Source organism: Rhodococcus sp. 05-340-2 (assembly GCF_002258915.1).
Taxonomy (GTDB): domain Bacteria; phylum Actinomycetota; class Actinomycetes; order Mycobacteriales; family Mycobacteriaceae; genus Rhodococcoides.
The window spans coordinates 62,630-80,043 of sequence record NZ_NOYU01000034.1 but is presented as its reverse complement, the minus strand read 5'-3'; the positions used below and the strand labels follow the sequence as shown (position 1 = coordinate 80,043).

General features: G+C 62.7%; 17 protein-coding genes and 1 pseudogene. 3 read left to right on the top strand and 15 right to left on the bottom strand.

All coding sequences use genetic code 11. The annotated features are described in order from the left end of the window. Window positions 1-47 precede the first annotated feature (47 nt). The 8 genes from CH271_RS21145 to CH271_RS21105 form a co-directional block, all read right to left on the bottom strand. Window positions 48-953, bottom strand: a complete 906-nt coding sequence (locus tag CH271_RS21145) for a LysR family transcriptional regulator (RefSeq protein WP_230074817.1) — start codon at window positions 951-953, stop codon at window positions 48-50. A gap of 170 nt (window positions 954-1,123) precedes the next feature. Beyond that, entirely contained in the window at window positions 1,124-2,158 is a 1,035-nt protein-coding gene (locus tag CH271_RS21140; protein WP_051364866.1) for an arsenic resistance protein, read from the bottom strand. After that, window positions 2,155-2,586, bottom strand: coding sequence for a MerR family transcriptional regulator (locus CH271_RS21135; protein ID WP_027494242.1), 432 nt, complete (start codon window positions 2,584-2,586; stop codon window positions 2,155-2,157). The genes CH271_RS21140 and CH271_RS21135 overlap by 4 nt, the downstream gene beginning before the upstream one ends. Before the next feature lie 312 nt (window positions 2,587-2,898). Beyond that, window positions 2,899-3,777, bottom strand: a complete 879-nt coding sequence (locus CH271_RS21130; RefSeq protein WP_051364869.1) for a phosphatase PAP2 family protein — start codon at window positions 3,775-3,777, stop codon at window positions 2,899-2,901. 367 nt (window positions 3,778-4,144) lie between these two features. Next, on the bottom strand, window positions 4,145-4,705 hold the full coding sequence (locus CH271_RS21120) for a universal stress protein (RefSeq protein ID WP_027494243.1): 561 nt from the start codon (window positions 4,703-4,705) through the stop codon (window positions 4,145-4,147). Between the two features lie 26 nt (window positions 4,706-4,731). Further along, complete coding sequence (gene crcB / locus CH271_RS21115) at window positions 4,732-5,097, bottom strand: fluoride efflux transporter CrcB (protein ID WP_027494244.1); 366 nt, start codon at window positions 5,095-5,097, stop codon at window positions 4,732-4,734. Continuing rightward, complete coding sequence (locus CH271_RS21110) at window positions 5,094-5,579, bottom strand: fluoride efflux transporter FluC (RefSeq protein ID WP_027494245.1); 486 nt, start codon at window positions 5,577-5,579, stop codon at window positions 5,094-5,096. Before CH271_RS21110 ends, crcB begins: the two co-directional genes overlap by 4 nt. Window positions 5,580-6,674: 1,095 nt before the next feature. After that, window positions 6,675-7,379 (bottom strand): TetR/AcrR family transcriptional regulator, encoded by a 705-nt coding sequence (locus CH271_RS21105; RefSeq protein ID WP_032364248.1) that lies wholly within the window; start codon window positions 7,377-7,379, stop codon window positions 6,675-6,677. A 203-nt stretch (window positions 7,380-7,582) separates the two neighbouring features. On the opposite strand from CH271_RS21105, the gene CH271_RS21100 reads away from it, so the two are divergent. Then, window positions 7,583-9,058 (top strand): MFS transporter, encoded by a 1,476-nt coding sequence (locus CH271_RS21100; protein ID WP_371828070.1) that lies wholly within the window; start codon window positions 7,583-7,585, stop codon window positions 9,056-9,058. Window positions 9,059-9,074: 16 nt separating this feature from the next. Here the strand turns inward: CH271_RS21100 and CH271_RS21095 are convergent, their stop codons facing one another. Then, on the bottom strand, window positions 9,075-9,629 hold the full coding sequence (locus tag CH271_RS21095; RefSeq protein ID WP_032364186.1) for a PaaI family thioesterase: 555 nt from the start codon (window positions 9,627-9,629) through the stop codon (window positions 9,075-9,077). A gap of 242 nt (window positions 9,630-9,871) precedes the next feature. Here CH271_RS21095 and CH271_RS29385 point away from each other — a divergent pair. After that, window positions 9,872-9,991, top strand: a pseudogene (locus CH271_RS29385) (transposase); the annotation flags it as partial. A gap of 55 nt (window positions 9,992-10,046) precedes the next feature. Here the strand turns inward: CH271_RS29385 and CH271_RS21085 are convergent. The 6 genes from CH271_RS21085 to CH271_RS21060 form a co-directional block, all read right to left on the bottom strand. After that, window positions 10,047-11,111: a BtrH N-terminal domain-containing protein gene (locus tag CH271_RS21085; protein ID WP_032382558.1), complete on the bottom strand. Its 1,065-nt coding sequence runs from the start codon at window positions 11,109-11,111 to the stop codon at window positions 10,047-10,049. Window positions 11,112-11,157: 46 nt separating this feature from the next. After that, complete coding sequence (locus CH271_RS21080) at window positions 11,158-11,994, bottom strand: SDR family oxidoreductase (protein ID WP_032364247.1); 837 nt, start codon at window positions 11,992-11,994, stop codon at window positions 11,158-11,160. Between the two features lie 396 nt (window positions 11,995-12,390). After that, window positions 12,391-13,131 carry a transglutaminase-like domain-containing protein gene (locus tag CH271_RS21075; protein WP_032370982.1) on the bottom strand — a complete coding sequence of 247 codons (741 nt, stop codon included), beginning with the start codon at window positions 13,129-13,131 and terminating at the stop codon, window positions 12,391-12,393. 69 nt (window positions 13,132-13,200) lie between these two features. Beyond that, on the bottom strand, window positions 13,201-14,409 hold the full coding sequence (locus CH271_RS21070; RefSeq protein WP_032370840.1) for an NAD(P)/FAD-dependent oxidoreductase: 1,209 nt from the start codon (window positions 14,407-14,409) through the stop codon (window positions 13,201-13,203). Continuing rightward, a complete protein-coding gene (locus tag CH271_RS21065) occupies window positions 14,406-15,794 on the bottom strand; it encodes a cytochrome P450 (RefSeq protein WP_032364182.1) in 1,389 nt (462 codons plus the stop codon). The genes CH271_RS21070 and CH271_RS21065 overlap by 4 nt, the downstream gene beginning before the upstream one ends. A 24-nt stretch (window positions 15,795-15,818) precedes the next feature. Next, window positions 15,819-16,139, bottom strand: a complete 321-nt coding sequence (locus CH271_RS21060; RefSeq protein ID WP_024793405.1) for a 2Fe-2S iron-sulfur cluster-binding protein — start codon at window positions 16,137-16,139, stop codon at window positions 15,819-15,821. Window positions 16,140-16,248: 109 nt separating this feature from the next. Between CH271_RS21060 and CH271_RS21055 the strand changes: the two genes are divergently transcribed. Then, window positions 16,249-17,277: a helix-turn-helix domain-containing protein gene (locus tag CH271_RS21055; protein WP_052047647.1), complete on the top strand. Its 1,029-nt coding sequence runs from the start codon at window positions 16,249-16,251 to the stop codon at window positions 17,275-17,277. The last annotated feature ends 137 nt before the right edge of the window (window positions 17,278-17,414 follow it).

Sequence of the window (17,414 nt, the reverse complement as noted above, 5' to 3'; positions counted from 1 at the left end):
AGTCGTCACCGGTAGACACCGATTACCTGGCCGGTCCCAACCTCAGGTTATGACTGCGGGGATTTGAGGGCGACGACGAGCAGGTCGCTCGACGGTCCTCGCAGTTCACGGCCCGCGGGCCACACGGCACGCAGGAACCGGCGCAGGTCGAGCCCCTCTGTGTGAACGCGGGCCAGCGTTCCGGCGGCGATCTCGGCGGATACCGCGAGGGAGCTGAGTACGGCCGGTGCGAGGCCGCCGATGACGGCAGCTTTGATGGCAGTGGTGGAGGACACCTCGAGCAGTGGCGCGGCGAGTGGGCCCGCAGTCCGGAGCGCACGTTCGAGCGCGAGACGTGTGCCGGACCCGGGTTCGCGGGTGACCAGCGGTGTCGCGGCCAGTTCGCTCGCCGTGATCGTTCGTCGAGCCCATTGATGATCGGGGGCGACGACGACGACGAGTTCGTCGCGGGCAACGTCCTTCGAGTGGAGTCCGCTGGGCAGATCGGGGCTTTCGACGAATCCGATGTCGGCGCGGCCGTCGAGCACCGATGCGGCTACGTCGACAGAGTTTCCGGAGGTGAGAGTCGGTGTGATGGAAGTGTCGTGGGAGCGCAGTGTGATGAGCCATCGCGGTATGAGGTATTCGGCGATGGTGAGGCTTGCGGCGATACGAATGTGGCTGTGGCGGTCGGTGCGCAGCATTGCGATGCTCGTGGCGAGCTCGGCGGCTTCGGCGATGACGCGCTCGGCCCAGCCGGCGACCAGTTCGCCGGTTGCGGTGAGGGTGGCACCTCGCTGCCCGCGATGCAGGAGTGCTACCCCGATGCGGCTTTCGAGTGCTTTCAGGCGTGCGCTCGCCGCTGGCTGCGACATGTCATGCGCCTCCCCTGCGCGTCCGATGCTTCCCAGCTCGGCGACGGACAGCAATAATTCGTAGCTGATCAGGTCGGTCACATGGGTCGGCAGGGGCACGGTGCCAGCGTAGAGACTGCAGTCGTAGCGGGCGCGGAGCCCACAGGCGCGTTTGCCGGAAAAGTCCCCATTCGATGCTCAATGCTCGCGGGAAGTGGAACGGGGTCGCGGCACTGGATCCCGTGGTTCGTTCACCCTCACTGACGCCACCTGCTTTTATCCAGTTCTCGTCACCCAGGATTGCCTTGGTTCGTGCGAGTTGTTTCGAACTTCACCGGTGCTCTCGCAGCGTGAGCTGGGACAAGGCAGGGGATGAGTCGGACGTAGGCGACCATTCCGATCAGCTCCACCAGTGTCTGCGTCACCACGACCACGGCAGCAAGAGACAGTGCTGGTGGCAGCGCGAGCGCCAGCGGCAGAACGACCAACGAATTTCGGGTGGCACCGGAGAAGATCAAGGCCCGAGCGTCCGGGACGTCCAGGCGGGTCACTCTGGCCGTCGCCCATCCGACAACCGCCATGATGACCAGGAACGCGACGAAGATCGGCACCGCGGCAAACAGCTGGGAGCCTTCGGAGCGGACTGCGTCGATCTGCGACGCCACGACGACGGCAAGAGTGGCCATCATGACCGGCACCATCGCCGCGGCCATCACATCCATGATCTGGGTGCCGATACGCCGACGACGCGCAAGTGCTTGCGTCAGGGCCGCCAACACCAGAGGAACAACGATCAACAGCACGAACGCTTCGACGAACGGTGCAATGTCGATGATCTCCACCAGCTCGGACCCGACGAACAACCACAGGTAGAGCGGCAGGAACGCGATCTGCAACAACATCAACAGCGGCGCGCTCGCGAGGAGCCGTTCCGACGCTGCACCGGCCAACCCACTGAAGACGATGACGTAGTCGATGCAGGGAGCCAACAACACCAACAGCACACCGACGAGTACCGCCTGATCAGCAGCAACGAACCGGGTCAGAGCGAATACGACGATTGGAACGAGCACGAAATTCAGTACTACGACGCTGAGCAAGAATGTGCCGTCGCGCAGCGATGCGCCGATGGCGGAGAACGGAACCGCGAGGAACGTAGCGTAGAGCAACACGATCAGTACCGGATTGATAGCAATCTCGAACGCATGCGCCGACGACGGCGCACCCAAACCGACACCGCCACCGATGAGCAGGGCCAGCAGGTAGAGCGGGATCTGGAACTTCTCCAGCCACGCCACCACCGAGGTGGTGCTCGATATGTTCATGCGGTGCCCACCGCGGTGTTCGCTGAGATCAGCCAGGTGCAGTCCGGATTGCATGGCGTCGGCGCGTCGGGTGTGTCCCCGAGCCGGGCCAGCGCGTCGGTCAAACTCTCACGCAGAGCGGTCAATTGAGCGATCGATTCGTTGGCGTGCGCGATGTGGGACTCGATGGCGGGGCCGAGTTCGGCTTTGACTGCTGCGCAGGAGTCTTTCTCCCAGACACGAAGGAGAAGTTTGATCTCCGGCAGCGACAGGTTCAGGCTCTTGGCGGCGGTGATGAACGCCAAGCGTTGCCGAGCGCGGTCGTCGTAAACGCGGTAACCGTTCGCCGAACGGTCCGCCGGGAGCAGGCCCTCGCTTTCGTAGAACCGTAGCGTGGTCGCCGGGACGCCGGTCGCCGATGACAGCTGTGAAATGCGCAGAGCGGACATGCGCACGAGGATAAACCTTCGAGTCGGGTGGAAGGTCAAATCCTTGACCTTCCACGCAGGTGCTGGGGCTAACGTCGGGCCATGTTCCCAGCGAGACCGCGCCCGGACGTCCGGGCGCTCATCCGTCTAGACCTGACGCCTCTCAGCGAGATGAAGGCCCCGTCGGCGTGCACGCTCTCAACGGCTGACCAACCTGAGGGTATCGAGTTGTGGGCAACGATCCTCACCTGCGCTACCAGCCGCGGACGGTCGACGGCGGACTTGTATTCACCTTCCCGTCACGTAGTGCTCGGAGTCGGAGTGGGTCCGCGATCAGTCGGGTGAGGCTGCCTGAGGGGTCGGTCCGAGCCGGACATTGACCCAGTGTCGGACCGGAGGGATCGACCACATGGTCCACAGTGCGAGGAGCGCAGTGCTGGCGGCAAGAATGCTCGCGGCGACGTCGAGCGGGAAATGTACGCCGAGGTACAGCCGGGAGGCAGCGACGGCGAGCGCGAACAGCACTGATGTCGTGCGGGCCAACCGCCGGACAATTACGTGCGCCCGAGCGGTGAGCAGGACCACAAGCCCGATCATGGCCGCAGCCACCGCTGTATGTCCAGACGGGAACGACCACACGGTGTCGGGAGGAATCAGCCAGAACCGTTGCGGGGGACGGGGTTCGCGGATGCTGTATTTCGCGATTGTCGACACGACGAGGGTAGATGCCATCACTGCCAGGGCCCATGCCGCGTCGACCCGTCGGCCTCTCCACGTGAGCCATGCGGCGATACCGATCGCCACCACGATTCCGACGACCGGTTGTGCGCAGTCCGTGACAAATTCGGCGAGGGCAGTGGCCCAGCCGGCGCGATGAAGGGCGATACGGTCGTGGAACCGCAGACCCGCCTCTGTCACAGCAGTGGTGGAGGCGAGAGTGCCGGCGGCGAGCAGTGCGGCAAATGCGAGCAGAGCGGCGGCAAACGGCCGAATCCACGGACGAGCAGGAAACATAGGTGACTTTCCTTGGTTGGGTTGCGTGGGATGGACGGTGGGGTGCCAGGTGCGGCGACGACCGGTGGCGAGTAGGGCGGCCACTGCGATGACCTGGATTGCGGGAACGACGGTGAGCGACGCGGGAATCGAATGTCGTAGAGCAGATCGGTTTTCGGCTGGGGAACGGATGGCTTTGCCGCTCCGTTCGTCGATCACGAGAACGCAGACGCGCCAGTGCGCCGGCGATCCAGAGGAAGTGCACGGCGATGACGGGGTGGGCGTAACCGGAAACGTCGACGCCCAGAAGCGGCGGCTTGGTGTATGCCACCGGGCCGGAGACCGAGCGCACCATCAGCGCTGCGACCTCGTCGGATGCGGTGACCACACCCCGACGACGAAGGCGGTAGCCCCCCGCGAGGCGAGGGGGCCGGTGATCGAGCGGGCACCTTCGTAGACGAAGTCCGCGAGCATGCTGACCGTCCCGAACGCGACAACGAACCGACACGCCCCCCATCGATGGTCGTGGCGGTTCGGTGGATTTCTTTCTGGAAGCGCGCGGCGGGAACCCGGTGCGGCGGATGGGTCACCGGCGTGTTTGGGCTGCGTCACTATGCTGCCTATCGGTAGCGGGGACGAGGAGGACCGGGCGGTGGGCGTGGCGGGCGAGTGTCGCGGACACCGATTCGCCGACGGCCCTCTCCACCAGTGACATCATCCCGCCGCGGGTGGTACCGATGATGATCATCAGGGCGTCGTTGGCGTCGGCGATCGTGGTCAACAGTCGAGCCGGGTTGCCCCGCCTCGAGTAGAACGCCCAGTTCCCGGGGATGGCGGCCAGCATCGCGCATGCCTCGCGGCGCTCTTGTTCGACAGCGTCGGCGATGCGTTGTTCCCAGTCGTCGCTGTCCGGGTCGATCGGCAGGTCATCGGTGTCGACGATGTGCGCTACATGCAGGAACGCGTTCAGTCGACCGGCAAGGTCCATCGCGTAGGTCAAGGCAGCGTGGCTTGCTGGGTGCCGGTCGAACCCCACGACCAGGTGGCACACCGGTTCTACCGAGGCGGCGGGGCCGTCCACCTGTAGCGGAGCGCGCCAGTCCCCTAGGTCGTCGCAGGAGGCGTGGCTGGGATCGTCCTCGGTCATTGTTTTCTCCTCATATTGTTTTCTCCTCATACGGAAGCCAGGACGAGACCGGCACCGCCGGCGACGACAGTCACCAGCAGGGTGCCGACCGCGTTCAACACGCCAGCGATGTACTTCTGACGTTGGATCAGCCGCACCGTCTCGAAACTGGCGGTGCTGAAGGTGGTGTACCCGCCGCAGAAACCGATGCCCACGATCAGCTGAAGTTCCTGGGGTAGTCCGTGGAAAAGGATCAGTCCGGTGACGAATCCGAGGAGCAGTGATCCGGTCACGTTGATGATCGCTGTCGCCCAGGGAAAATCCGACGCCCGGCGGTGCCTGATGGCCCCGTCGAGCACAAAACGGACGATCGCCCCTGCACTGCCCGCGCAGGCGATCCAGAGTGTCGTCATTGTGTTGCCTCCGCGGGCCGTGTCCGCAGTCGCGCGGCGATCGCGATTCCGGCGGTGGTGGCGACCAGACCCACCAGTACGGTGCCGGCCGCGTAGCTGCCGGCGGCCCACCACTGATGGCTGCGCAGAAACAGATCGGTATCGACGGCCAGTGTGCTGTAGGTAGTGAACGAACCGAGCATCCCGGTGCCCACCAACAGCCGGACCCGCTGCCGCCACCCTGTGTCCGGGCCCAGGCGAGCCAATCCCTCCAGCAGCATTCCGAGCAGGAACGCCCCGACGATGTTGATAGCGAAGGTCGTCACCGGCCAGCCACTCGCGGCAGAGGAACACCACAGTCCGAGTTGGTATCGGAGCGGGGCCCCGACCAATCCACCGACACCGACGGCGGCGATCGCGGACGCTCGCGCATGCAGCGGGCTTGGGGGCGCACTGTCGGGATCGACCGGTAGGGTCGGATTCGGGTCGTGATGGCCGTTCATGGACAGACTCCTTCCACTCAGGGAAAGGAGCCATCAGCCCCAGGGTTGGGGCGGTTCAGACAACCCCCTACGGGGCGGTCTCGGCGGAGATCCATCGCCGGACACCACTATAGCCTGACCAGGGATCGACCCAAGCAGATCCGATGTACGTTCGAGATTCTCGGTCAGCAGGCCGAGGTGTCTATGTGCCAGCGCTGCAGCTCAACAACCGAACCCGGTTGTTGAGCTCGACTAACGGCCACGACGGCACCGGCCACGACGGCACCGGCCGTGCAACGGGTCGGATTGGACACCTGTGTTCGCGTATCAAGCCCGGTATTCCCGATCCGCCGACCACCGCGATCTTCTCAACACGGGTACGTGGCACACGGCGTCACCAAGACGCTGAACATTTCGCCGAACACAGCATTGTCGTCGAACTCAGAGCGGGCACCAGGCTCGGAACCGAGGTTCATTGCCACGCCGCATCGACACGCAGTCGACTAGACCACACTCGAACATGAACTGCGCCACCCAATTTAACCCCACTGCAGTAGGTCGAGAGTGAATCGGGATACTTCGAATCGAACGCATAGAACGTCTGGCGCACAAGCGCACTCAACATACCGGTGACGAGCTACGTCAAAGTCAAAGACTCCAAGGGAACACACACGACGTGTCGAGGGCAATCATGTTCACTGGTAGATCGAGGACTTTTCGATCACAGAAGCTGTTCTATATGGTGGTTGTACGCGTAGCTCGGCGGGATGAATGCTACTGACCGGCGCTCCCGTGTGGTGGGTAAGTGCAGTCGTCTTCTGAACTAGTGCAGTCGTCTTCTGAAACTGACAATCAGCCGATCCGTCGACCAGCCGTTGAGTAGTGCCAAAAACGTACGCGAAACCCGCGCATGTCAAAACATTGAAACCGATGAGTTGTGGCACAGTGAACCATCGTGGGCCACAAATACGGTGTCAGTTTCAGAAGACGGCTGCACGATGTCAGAAGTGCACTGCAGTGCAACTCCGAGTTCTCGAGCACACGTCCGGCCTTATCCAGTGAGCGCTGCGATCCCTGACTGGATAGCGCATTGATGGTGAAATTTCCCATCAAGTTTTACTGGCCGTCGGTGAGCTGCGGGTCTAGCGCCGCGGCCGGCCATGGACGGCTGTTGTCGCGCGAAGTGCTCGATCGGACACTTGCGGCATGGGCGGCGAGAAAGTTGTCGACGATTTGGATGCAGTCGTCGGCGTGGATGTGGCGCAGTCCTGTGAGGCGAGCGAACACTATCGGTCCGAGGAGCTGAATGAGGGCGAAGGTGGTGTCGATCTCGCCGAGCACAGCGCGAGCGTCAGGCGCCGTCAGGATCTGATCCAGGGACCTGCGGTATTGCTCTATGACACGGGCCCGAAGCGAGACCACCGCGCCAGGATCGAGATCGCGCCGGCTGGCGTCGCCGCTGTTGACGGGCCCCATTGCCAGCCAGGCCAGCGTGGTCATCTGCACCGGAGCTTGGTCGATGAGGTCGGCTTGGGTGGTGAGCAACGAAATCAGACGTTCACGTAGCGGACCGGTATCGATATCGGTGTCGACTGGGGGTAATAGTCGCTCGAAGGTTGCAGCGAGCAGGTCAGTGGTACTTCCGAAATGTCGGTACAGAGTGGCACGTGCAACCTTCGACATGCGGGTGACCGCCTCCACGGTGACCGCCTCCACACCGCCGGTGGACAGCAGCTGACCGGCCGCTTCGAGTAACCGGTTACGTGAGCGCGCCAGCCGGGGGTCGGCCGAGCCCTCGGTTGCAACGAGAGGGTCGACCATGAACGGGCTCCGCTCCATTTGACTGACAAGACATGTCCTCGATTGATCATTCTGTCACACCCGCAGAGTTGTGATACTAATAGTCTCGAACCGAGACGATCAGTCTCGAACTGGGAGGCTGGCCGTTGAACGAACGTAGATCCGACTCTGCCAGCGTCGCTCGATGGAGCGGTGCCCAGTGGTGGATGTTGATTGTGTCGTGCATGGCAGTCGCGTTGGTGGTGGCCGCAATGGCAGCATTGTATTCAGCGTTGCCCCAGATCGCGGTCGCGACAGGGGCGACGCAAGCCCAACTGACCTGGATAGTCGACGGTTATACGTTGGTTTTGGCGTGCTTCGTTCTGCCTGCCGGTGCGATCGGTGACCGGTACGGTCGCCGGGGGGTGCTCGTGGCGGGGTTGGCGTTGTTCGCTTTCGCGTCGGCATTGCCCTTGTTTCTCGCCGACCCGGCGTGTCTGATCGCTGCTCGCGCGTTGGCTGGGGCGGGTGCGGCGCTGGTCATGCCCTCGACGCTGTCGATACTGACCGCGGGATTTCCACCGGCGCATCGCGGCCGCGCTGTAGGTGTGTGGGCCGGGGTTGCTGGATCCGGGGCGGTCCTGGGCATCCTCGGGGCTGGTGTGCTGCTCGAGCAGTGGTCGTGGACCTCGGTGTTCGTCGGGTTGACCGTCGCCGGAGCGGTTCTGGCCGGGTTGGCATGCAGTATCGCGGAGTCCCGCCAGCAGGAGCATCCACCGGTCGATTGGGTGGGCGCGGTGACCGTAGTTGTCGCGGTCGGGGCGATCGTCTTCGCTGTGATCGAGGTTCCGGCCCGTGGCTGGTCGGATTCGCTCGTCGCCATCAGCACTGCGGTGGGCTTGTTTGCGGTTGCGGTGTTCGTCGTCGTAGAACTACGTTCCTCGGCACCCCTACTCGATGTCCGGTTGTTCGCCCGCCGTGGTTTCGGTGCCGGCGCGCTGTCTGTCTGTATCCAATTTCTGGTGACCTTCGGGGTGTTCTTGCTGTTGGTGCAGTATCTGCAGTTGATTCTCGGTTATGGACCGCTCACCGCCGCGTTGGCGTTGACCCCTATGGTCGTGCCGCTCATCGTGATCTCGGTGATTGCACCCTGGCTGTCGAACATTGTTGGGCTGCGGGTGATGACCACTGTAGGTCTGCTCACCATCGCGGCGGGACTGGTGATGGTGAGCAGACTGACCGTCGCGGCGACTTACCCTGACCTGCTGTGGCCCTTGCTCATCATGAGTGCGGGTTTGGGGTTGTGTACCGCCCCTGCGACTTTCGCCATCGTCTCGGACACTCCTGAGGCCAAGCACGGGGTGGCTGCCGCGGTCAACGACGCAGCTCGCGAAATCGGTGCCGCGATTGGGATTGCGGTAGCCGGTAGCGTGCTCGCGGCCGGTTACGTTCAGCACATTCAGCCGGCTCTGCCCCAGCTACCCGAGCCTGCCCGTGGTCCGGTGGCCGATTCTCTGGCCGCCGCGTTACAGGTCGCCGACCGCGCAGGACCAGCTGGTCAGCCGCTGGCCGAGTTCGCCAGAGCCGCATTCGTACACGGAAGTGGTCAGGCGACACTGTCGTTGGCGGCGCTGACCGCCGCTGGGGCACTCGTCCTCGCCGTCTTTGCGCCAGGTAGACGCAGCCGTACGACAGCCACCGCGGGTGATGGACGTCGGTGAAGGTCGGCCAGGGTGTCTATTCTTCGGTGTGATTCGTGTCCGTGGCCCGGAGTTGGGCTCGGGCTTGGGACTGCATGAAGTGTTCGACCTCGACCACCACGAACAGGGCAGTAGCGGTGGCTACCGAGCGGCCCTGCGCATCGTCCATCGTGGCCGTGAGATCCAGTTTGCGCCCATCACGAGACCGAACGGCAGCACGCAATACGTATGGAGTGCCGAGCAGAACCGGCGCCAGGTAGTCGAGCTCGAGACGCCGCGTCACGGCGAGCTCACCCACTGTGTAGAGCAGGAAGCCGAACAGATCGTCGAGAACGGTCGCCACCGCGCCTCCGTGTGCTATCCCGGGTGCCCCGACATGACGTTGATCGAACACATGGTGAGCCACCACGCCGTTCTCGTCACGCTGGACCGACAGGGCGTGGCCGTGCGGGTTCTGCGGCCCACAACCAAGACAGTCGGGGTGGTGGGGCGGTAGATCAGGCGAGTCGAAACTCGTGCTCCAGAACGAGCGCGCCCAGTTCTCGACAGCCGGGCCGGCCGACCCGCTGACCTCGTCCGGAACTCTTTTCATGGTCGGACCTCTCTGTCGTGAAAAAAAATTGTGCCGAGTCTGTCGCGTCATCGTGCGCTCGGCCTGCACCGCTGTTAGTTTCGATAGATAAACTGCACTATGTCAGAAGTGAACCGCGCGTTGAAAACGTCGGCGAGGTTGCAGATGAGGGTCATCCACCCCGCAGCCCAGTGGCTGGCGTCGTGATCTGATCGGCCCAGGGATTCGGACACTAGACCCGCTTGGAATAGGGATCTACAAGCATGAGCAGATCGCGTCGATCTTTCAGCACCGAGTTCAAAGACGAACTGTGCCGAGAGGTCATCGACTCTTCCAAGCCGATCAGTGAGGTCGCCAGGGCGTACGGTGTCGGCGACGACAGCTGCAGCACAGTGCGATGCGCCCCGTGTACCGCGCGCCATCGAACGACGGTGGGCATCATCTCGTGATGGCGGACAGCGAGCGTGAAGCAGACTCCAGGGACTCCACCAGGATCAGCTCGAGTTCCGACAGTCTGGCAGCCGACACGGCCACCGCAGCTGCGCGTGTTCGTACATCGAGACCGCGTTGTGTTCCGGCGCGGGCAGTTTCGGTCCAGGCCTGGGCGCAGTGATCGGCGGCCACCGCGAGGTCTGCGGTAGCGGGATCACCGGTCAGACGTGCAATCTCGGTACAGCCGTCGGCGAGAAGCCGACGAAAGAGCCCGCCTCCGGTTCCGGCCTTTTCGATGAAGATACCGAGACTGAACAGCAGCGTCTCGAGGTCATCGGGCGGAAGGTCGACCCAGCTCTTGACGTCGGTTGCCAGCTGGTCGACCGCGGCCAAACCGTCGGCACCGGCTGCTGGTATGTGGTCGGCTATTCCCGGTGTCGATGGGGCGTGCATGCTGGCGGCGGATCGGGCGAAGGCCGCGGCCGCGGCAGTCGACACGGGCGGCAGTGTCTGCGGCCACGTGATTCGGTACGTGCAGTGACGTGTCGGTTGCGGGAACGAGGTGGAAGATCGCGCCCGAGCCAGCGCGTCGAGCGGGATCTTCTGCACGTCGGCCCGATCGTTGTCGACGACCGAGGCAGTCCCCCCGATCTCGTCGTAGCCGATCACCACGATGTCGTGGCGACTCATCTGCAGTTTCACCCGTAAGTAGGGCAGCTCAGCGATATCGGCCCAGACCAGACTGGGTCTTCCCGCATCGATGTCGTCGCGAACCCATGACCATCCCTCACCGGGATCGTCGGTCGTGAGAACCTCGACTTGTCCGCCGAGCCTGCGCGGTAAGTCGATCTCGAAGTCGGCACCGCGGCCGACCAGGTACATCGGTGGGACCAGGTCGTCCGATCGCAGGTAGGACAAACCGAGATCACCACCCAGTGCGAACACCAACCCCTCGTCGGGTGGTCCGTCCCATCCCAGACCGTGCCACTGGAGAAGGTCTCGCATTGCACCTGACCCGCAGTGCCCTCCCATCCGGTGGGGATAGTTCTCGATCAGAGTCGTGGGGGTCACTGTGGCTGCCTTTCGGGTGGTTGGTCGAGCGCGCGTGTCGGCATGCTCAGCTGTTCTGGATTCTGTCGAGATACGTTCGGCGAGCAGTCATGTCGACGTCCGCGAGGAACACCGAATCTGTGTTCAGGGCCGCACCCAGTCCGGTCGCCAGCCGCCGGGGGACGAATTTCACCGCCGCGACCATTGCGCCTGCGAGACGGGTGACGCGGACGAAGGGGCGTGGATTCTCGATCAGATCTGCTGTCGCGCGGGCGATTTCCTCCGGCTCGGCGTTGCGTAATCCCTTTGCGCCGGCGGTTCCGGCGACGAGTTCGGTGTTGGTGAACGTCGGGCGGACTGTGGACAGTCGAACCCCTGACTTGCGGTACTCCAGTCGTGCGGCCTCTGTGAATCCGATGACTGCGAACTTGGTAGCGCAGTAGGTCGCCAAACCAGGTACCGCGAGCTCGCCGGCCAATGACGCAGTGTTGATGATGTGTCCGGTGCGGCGCGGCAGCATGCGCTGAAGAGCCAGTTTGGTCCCGAAGATGACACCCAGGACGTTGATCTCGACTTGACGCCGGGTTACTGCATCGTCCTCTTCGTGGGCGTGGCCGGTAGGCATGATGCCCGCGTTGTTGATCAGGATGTCGAGGGGTCCGAGTTCACGTTCGACCAGGTCCAGAAACGTTGTGAACGAGTCAGGTTCGGTGACGTCGAGTCGGGTGACGACCTTCACCCCGAGTTCGGCGGCGGCCTCCTTCGCACGTGCCTCGTCGATGTCGCCGATGGCGACCCGGTGGCCTCGTCGAATCAACTCCTTCGCTGTCTGATAGCCGATGCCGCGAGCTCCACCTGTGATCGCCACGGTCCTGGCGGGGGTGTGAGGTGCGTTGTTTGTCATCTGCTGCGCTCCTTGCATAGATGAGAGACATCGGTAGACGCCTGTCGGCCCGCTCTCGCGGTAGCGGCTGCGCACACGGGAGAGGGATATGGGTATCGCGCGTCGTCTCGTGCCCGGGGAGGCGTTCGGATCGGTCGTTCATCGCCCGCAGCCGCAATTCCAGCGGCAGAGCGAGTCTCGTCTGTTCGGTGCAACTTCCGGTGTCGGCCTTACCACGGCCGCGGCGACGAGACAGTCATGTGGCACAGCTCTGCCAGCAGGTATCGGCTCACCCGATTCGAAGGTGTCCGAGGCGGTCCGAGTGTTCACGATCGCGATTGTTCGCGGAGAGAGCTCCGACCGATCGGCAGTCGGCCGCGATACGGGGTTCGGCGCGTATGTTCTCACCGCTTGTGTTCATCGAGACTCCCGCGGAAGGTTTCGATCCCCGGGAGTTTCGTCCGGCCGGGTGCGGCCGGTGAAAACATCATCGAGTGGGTGAGCGCCCGTGAAGATCGTGGGGCCGTAGGCGTGCCGAAGCACCGTCAAGATCGCGTTCAAGGGTAGGTCGTCGAAGACTCCTCGCTCGCGGACATACTCCATGTGCTGGGCTCCGTCTGCGGTGAAGGCATGCATGAGAGCATCGCGATCGCCGTCGAATTCCACTGGCGGCACGCCGAAACGAGCGCACAACTCGACATTGAATGCCGGCGTGGCCTTCAACCACCGGCCCTCGATGTAGAGGCGACTGTAGCCGTGGTAGACGAACAGGTCGGTGCCGCCCATCAGCGTGCGCAACGTCTCGGTCTGCAGGTGATTTCGGACGTCGGCGAAGCCGAGCAGTGCTGGGATACCCGCCGCCCGGCACACTGCGGTCAACAGCACCGCCTTCGGGACGCAGTAAGCGCGCCCGGCCTCGAGGACGAAGCTCGCTCGATAGTGGGCCGGATCGTCCGACACGGTGTATGGGTCGTACCAGATTCGGTCGCGGACGGCGGCGAAGAGGCGTCTGGCCTTGTCACGGTCGCTGCTCGCATCTCCGATTGCCGCGGCGGTGAACGCCCGCACGGATTCGTGCTCGATGTCGAGGAAGTCCGTTGCTCCCAGGTATGCGTGTGGTGGCTGCGTAGTATGTGCTCCGGGCGGGCGGTCTGTCATGGTCATCGCTGATGTTCCCTTCTCTGAGCAAACCGGTTGCTGTTGTGTGCACAACGACCGAAGGATCGGTCAGTTGCGCGCGAGTCCGCCGAGCATCAGGTCTTCGCGTTGGACGGGGAGTCGCTGGGCGATCACCCGTTTGCTGTACATGAACTCGCGCGGGCGACCTATGCAGTCGGCGGCAATGAGCTCACCGGCCTGGAGATAGAAGCAACTGAAATCACTGTCGCGGGTGGGGTCACCGCTGAGAACCACTTCGTCGTATCCAGTGTTGAGGCCGGCGATCTGCAGCTTGAAGTGATACTGATCCGACCAGAACCACGGCAACGCTTCGATTTTTCTGGACTTCCCGCAGGCGGTCGACGCAGCGACTTTGGCCTGCTCTCCTGCGCTCGAGACGGACTCCAACCGTAGTCGACGGCCGTAACGGGCCATGTCGTGGCTCGCGCAGTCCCCCGCCGCCATGATGTCGGGGTCGTTGGTCCGAGTGTGATCGTCGATCACGATGCCGTTGTCGATGACAAGACCCGCATCGGCGGCGAGGTCGGTGTTCGGCTCGACGCCGACACCGACGATGACCAGATCTGCGGGGATCGATTCTCCGCTGGCCAAGGTGATTTCACGAACCTCACGGTCACCGGACAGGCCCTGAACCATCGCGTTCGTTCTGATGTCGACTCCCTGTTCGCGATGTATCCGCTCGAAGAACGTCGATACCTCGGGAGCAGTGACCCGCTCGAGCACACGCCCAGTTGCCTCGAGGACTGTGACCTGTACGCCCAGTGCGCGCAGCGATGCCGCTGTCTCGAGTCCGATGTAGCCGCCTCCGACGATCACCACCCGCTGGCCAGGGCCGGTGGCCATACGTATCCTCTCGACGTCCGCTGCGGTGCGCAGGTAGTAGACCCCGTGGAGATCGGCCCCGGGAACGGTGAGCCGACGAGGGCGGGCTCCCGTGCACAGCGCGAGCTTGTCGTAGGCCAGCTTCTCCCCGGTGTCGAGAACGACGTTGCCTTCCGACCGAACGATGGTCTCCACCTGCGCGTTCAGGAGCTGAATACCTTGCTTGGAGTAGAAGTCCGTGCTGCGAATGGCGATATCGTCGAGTACGCATTTGCCCGCCAGGTATGCCTTCGACAGCGGGGGGCGTTGATAGGGAGCGGCAGACTCGTTACCGATGAGGACGATGTCGCCTGTCCAACCTTCTTGGCGCAAACTAGCTGCCAGTTGTGCCCCAGCATGGCTTGCGCCGACGATGATCGCCCGTTGCGATGTCATACGCTGGAAGTAGGCGTCAGGCGCACCATCATCTTGCTGATGCCCCGCACGAAATTCGACTGAACATACTCGGGGTCGCCGACGACCTCGATGTTCTCGAAGCGGGGAAGCAACTCCTCCCACAGAATCCGCAGCTGCATTTCGGCCAGCCGATTGCCCATACACCGGTGCACACCGAATCCGAACGCGATGTGATTGCGCGCATTGGCACGATCGATGATGAAATCATCAGGATTCTCGAAAACGCGTTCGTCGCGGTTACCCGAGGCATACCACATCACCAATTTGTCACCCTTGCGGATGAATTGTCCGTTCAGAACGGTGTCGGCTTTGGCGATTCGGCGCATGTACGCCAAGGGTGTTTGCCATCGGATGATTTCCGAGTTCATGTTGGGGATCAAATCGGGATTGGCCTTCAATTTCTCGAACTGGTCGGGGAATTGGTTCAACGCAAGAACGCCACCGCTCATCGAGTTTCGCGTGGTGTCGTTGCCACCGACGATCAGCAGGACGAGGTTGCCCAGAAATTCCATCGGACGATCGATCAGATCCTTGGTGTCCTCGTTGCTCTGCAACATGGTGATCAGATCGAAACCGGACTCTTCCCCTGCAGACCTCCTGGCTGCTTTGTCATGCCAGAGAGCGCTGAGGCCACGGGCCATGTCACGCATGCCTTCGAACACCTCGTCGTTGTCCGAGGGCCCACCGTTGGCTTGCTCCATCGAGGTTGCCAAATCGGACCAGTAGACGAGTTTGCGGCGTTGTTCGTAGGGGAAATCCAGAAGAGTTGCGAGCATCCGAGCTGTCAACTCGATCGAGACATTCTGCACCCAGTCGAACGGCTCGTTCAAGGGGAGGTCGTCCAATACCTCCCGTACGCGCGATCGGATCAGTCCCTCCATCTCCCGGAGGTTCTTCGGTGCGACAACCCCCTGGACGGCAGCGCGCTGCTTGTCGTGGTGTGGTGGGTCCATCGCGATGAACATCTCGATATCGAGAAACCGGGGCGGAACGCCGATGACGATGAACGGTTCGGCCGAGAACACAGCGTGATTCTTGTCGACGGCCACGATATCGGCATGGCGCGTGACCGACCAGAACGGGCCGAACGGACTATTGGGTTGGTAGTGCACCGGTGCCTCGTTCCGCACGCGCTCGAAGTACGACTGCCACCGCCCTTGTCTGTAAAGAAAGGGGTTACTGAGGTCGATGTCGGCGAGCTCGACATCCTCGACCGGTGGGATGGGACTTTCGACGAAGATCTTCTTGCCATTCGTGCCAGTCACCCACCGTCGGGTCTTGTCGTACAAATGAGCGCCCTGGATCTGCAGCCCTATCGGGATGGTCGACTGGACCTTGTCGGCGATCGACTCAGAAACTTTCATGCTGTCGTGCCTGCCTTTCGCACATCACAATTGGAATTCAGGTGTTCGAACGATCAGGCCATCCCACGCTTCCGAGGCCACCATCTGGCACGACAACCGAGACGTGGGTTCACGCTCGGGGTTCATCGCCAGCATCTCCTCCTCGTCGGCGCCGGACAGACCCACCTCTCCTGACCACTGCGGGTCGACGATCACATGGCAGGTGCCACAGGCCGTTTCGCCCCCACAGTCTCCATCGATCCCCGGCACAGCATTGTCGGTTGCAATCTGCATCAGCGAGCGACCTTCGACCAGAGCCGCCTCGTGCTTCTCACCATCGTGGGCGACGAAAATTACAGCTGCCATGTCAACTCCTCGTTTTCCGGCGTGATTGACGAAAGTGTCGTCGCAAACGCGGGTGACGGCTATGTTCGGTGGAGTCATAAACTTGTGAATTCGGGTCAAAGGGGTCACCGTGAAGCTGAGCGACGAGGGCGTGCCACCGCTTGCGTTCGTTCAGTTGCTCGAACGCCGCGCACTCGACCCTGACGCCGCCGCGCGGCTTCGTGTGATCATGCACCGCGAAGGAACCAGTGAAGCGACGCTCATTCAGCATGACGTTCAGGCACCGATACGGTGGTTTCGGGAGGTCTATCCCGAACTCGATATCGCCCAGGCCACTCGACTCGGATTTGCGTTTGCCGAGCAGGCCCAGTTGACATCGTTCGGGCCTCTGAGTTCACCTTTGATCAGCGCTGGTTCGGTCGCCGAGATCGTCGATCTCCTGACATACCTACCATTGATCTCCACGGCGTTGAAGTCGCAGTTCCACACCGGCGACTACGGTCTGATCGTCGGGCTCACTGCGCACACAGGCGATTCCGCACTGGACTGCTTGGTCATCACCTACGGTGGGTCGGCGTTACTACGACTGCTGGACATGCTCGCCGGTGACATATCGCCGGTGACACTCCATCTGAGCTGGCCGGAGCCGGCCGAGGTGAGCCACGACGAAGGTCCGGGGGCGAATCGCCGGTTCTTCGACGCTCCGATTTCCTTCGTCCACGTACCCGAGGAGACCCTCAACAAGGCTTGTCGCTTCTCGGACCCCCTCGCATATCGTCTCGCTATCGCTGATCTGCAGCGAACACTCGCCCAGCGGAGTGGGTCCATGTCATCCGCCGAGAAGGTGAGGCAACAGTTGGAAAAGGACCTCGGACAGCGAACCAACCATGATGTTGCACAAGCATTGTCGATGTCGAGTAGCACGTTGAAACGGCGGCTTGCCGAAGAAGGAACCACCTATAGCAAGGTGCGCCACTCGCTGCTGTACGAGCGCGCGATGCTACGGCTCCTCGACCGATCGGTTTCGGTCAGCGAGATCGCTACCGAACTCGGATACAGCGACCTCGCCAACTTCTCTCACGCCTTCAAACGCTGGACCGGACGCTCTCCGAAAGATTTCCGAAATCCCCGACTCTCAGACGACCCGGATTCGACGTAGACCCCGCAGAACGGGGTCGAGATCGATGCCTCGTTCGTTCGCGGCCTGATCGATCTTCATCTCGGAGATTTCTGAGACGTCACCGCCTCCCTGCCGTGAGAAGAAGAGTGTGTGCAAACCCGAGTACCAACCACTAG

Excerpts from the sequence above, each read along its gene's own strand:
- CH271_RS21100 (WP_371828070.1), top strand. The coding sequence starts at position 7,583 with ATGGCAGTCGCGTTGGTGGTGGCCGCAATGGCAGCATTGTATTCAGCG.
- CH271_RS21105 (WP_032364248.1), bottom strand. The coding sequence starts at position 7,379 with ATGGTCGACCCTCTCGTTGCAACCGAGGGCTCGGCCGACCCCCGGCTG.
- CH271_RS21075 (WP_032370982.1), bottom strand. The coding sequence starts at position 13,131 with ATGACAGACCGCCCGCCCGGAGCACATACTACGCAGCCACCACACGCA.
- CH271_RS21110 (WP_027494245.1), bottom strand. The coding sequence starts at position 5,579 with ATGAACGGCCATCACGACCCGAATCCGACCCTACCGGTCGATCCCGAC.
- CH271_RS21135 (WP_027494242.1), bottom strand. The coding sequence starts at position 2,586 with ATGTCCGCTCTGCGCATTTCACAGCTGTCATCGGCGACCGGCGTCCCG.
- CH271_RS21060 (WP_024793405.1), bottom strand. The coding sequence starts at position 16,139 with ATGGCAGCTGTAATTTTCGTCGCCCACGATGGTGAGAAGCACGAGGCG.
- CH271_RS21070 (WP_032370840.1), bottom strand. The coding sequence starts at position 14,409 with ATGACATCGCAACGGGCGATCATCGTCGGCGCAAGCCATGCTGGGGCA.
- CH271_RS21095 (WP_032364186.1), bottom strand. The coding sequence starts at position 9,629 with ATGAAAAGAGTTCCGGACGAGGTCAGCGGGTCGGCCGGCCCGGCTGTC.
- CH271_RS21080 (WP_032364247.1), bottom strand. The coding sequence starts at position 11,994 with ATGACAAACAACGCACCTCACACCCCCGCCAGGACCGTGGCGATCACA.
- CH271_RS21120 (WP_027494243.1), bottom strand. The coding sequence starts at position 4,705 with ATGACCGAGGACGATCCCAGCCACGCCTCCTGCGACGACCTAGGGGAC.
- CH271_RS21065 (WP_032364182.1), bottom strand. The coding sequence starts at position 15,794 with ATGAAAGTTTCTGAGTCGATCGCCGACAAGGTCCAGTCGACCATCCCG.
- crcB (WP_027494244.1), bottom strand. The coding sequence starts at position 5,097 with ATGACGACACTCTGGATCGCCTGCGCGGGCAGTGCAGGGGCGATCGTC.
- CH271_RS21140 (WP_051364866.1), bottom strand. The coding sequence starts at position 2,158 with ATGAACATATCGAGCACCACCTCGGTGGTGGCGTGGCTGGAGAAGTTC.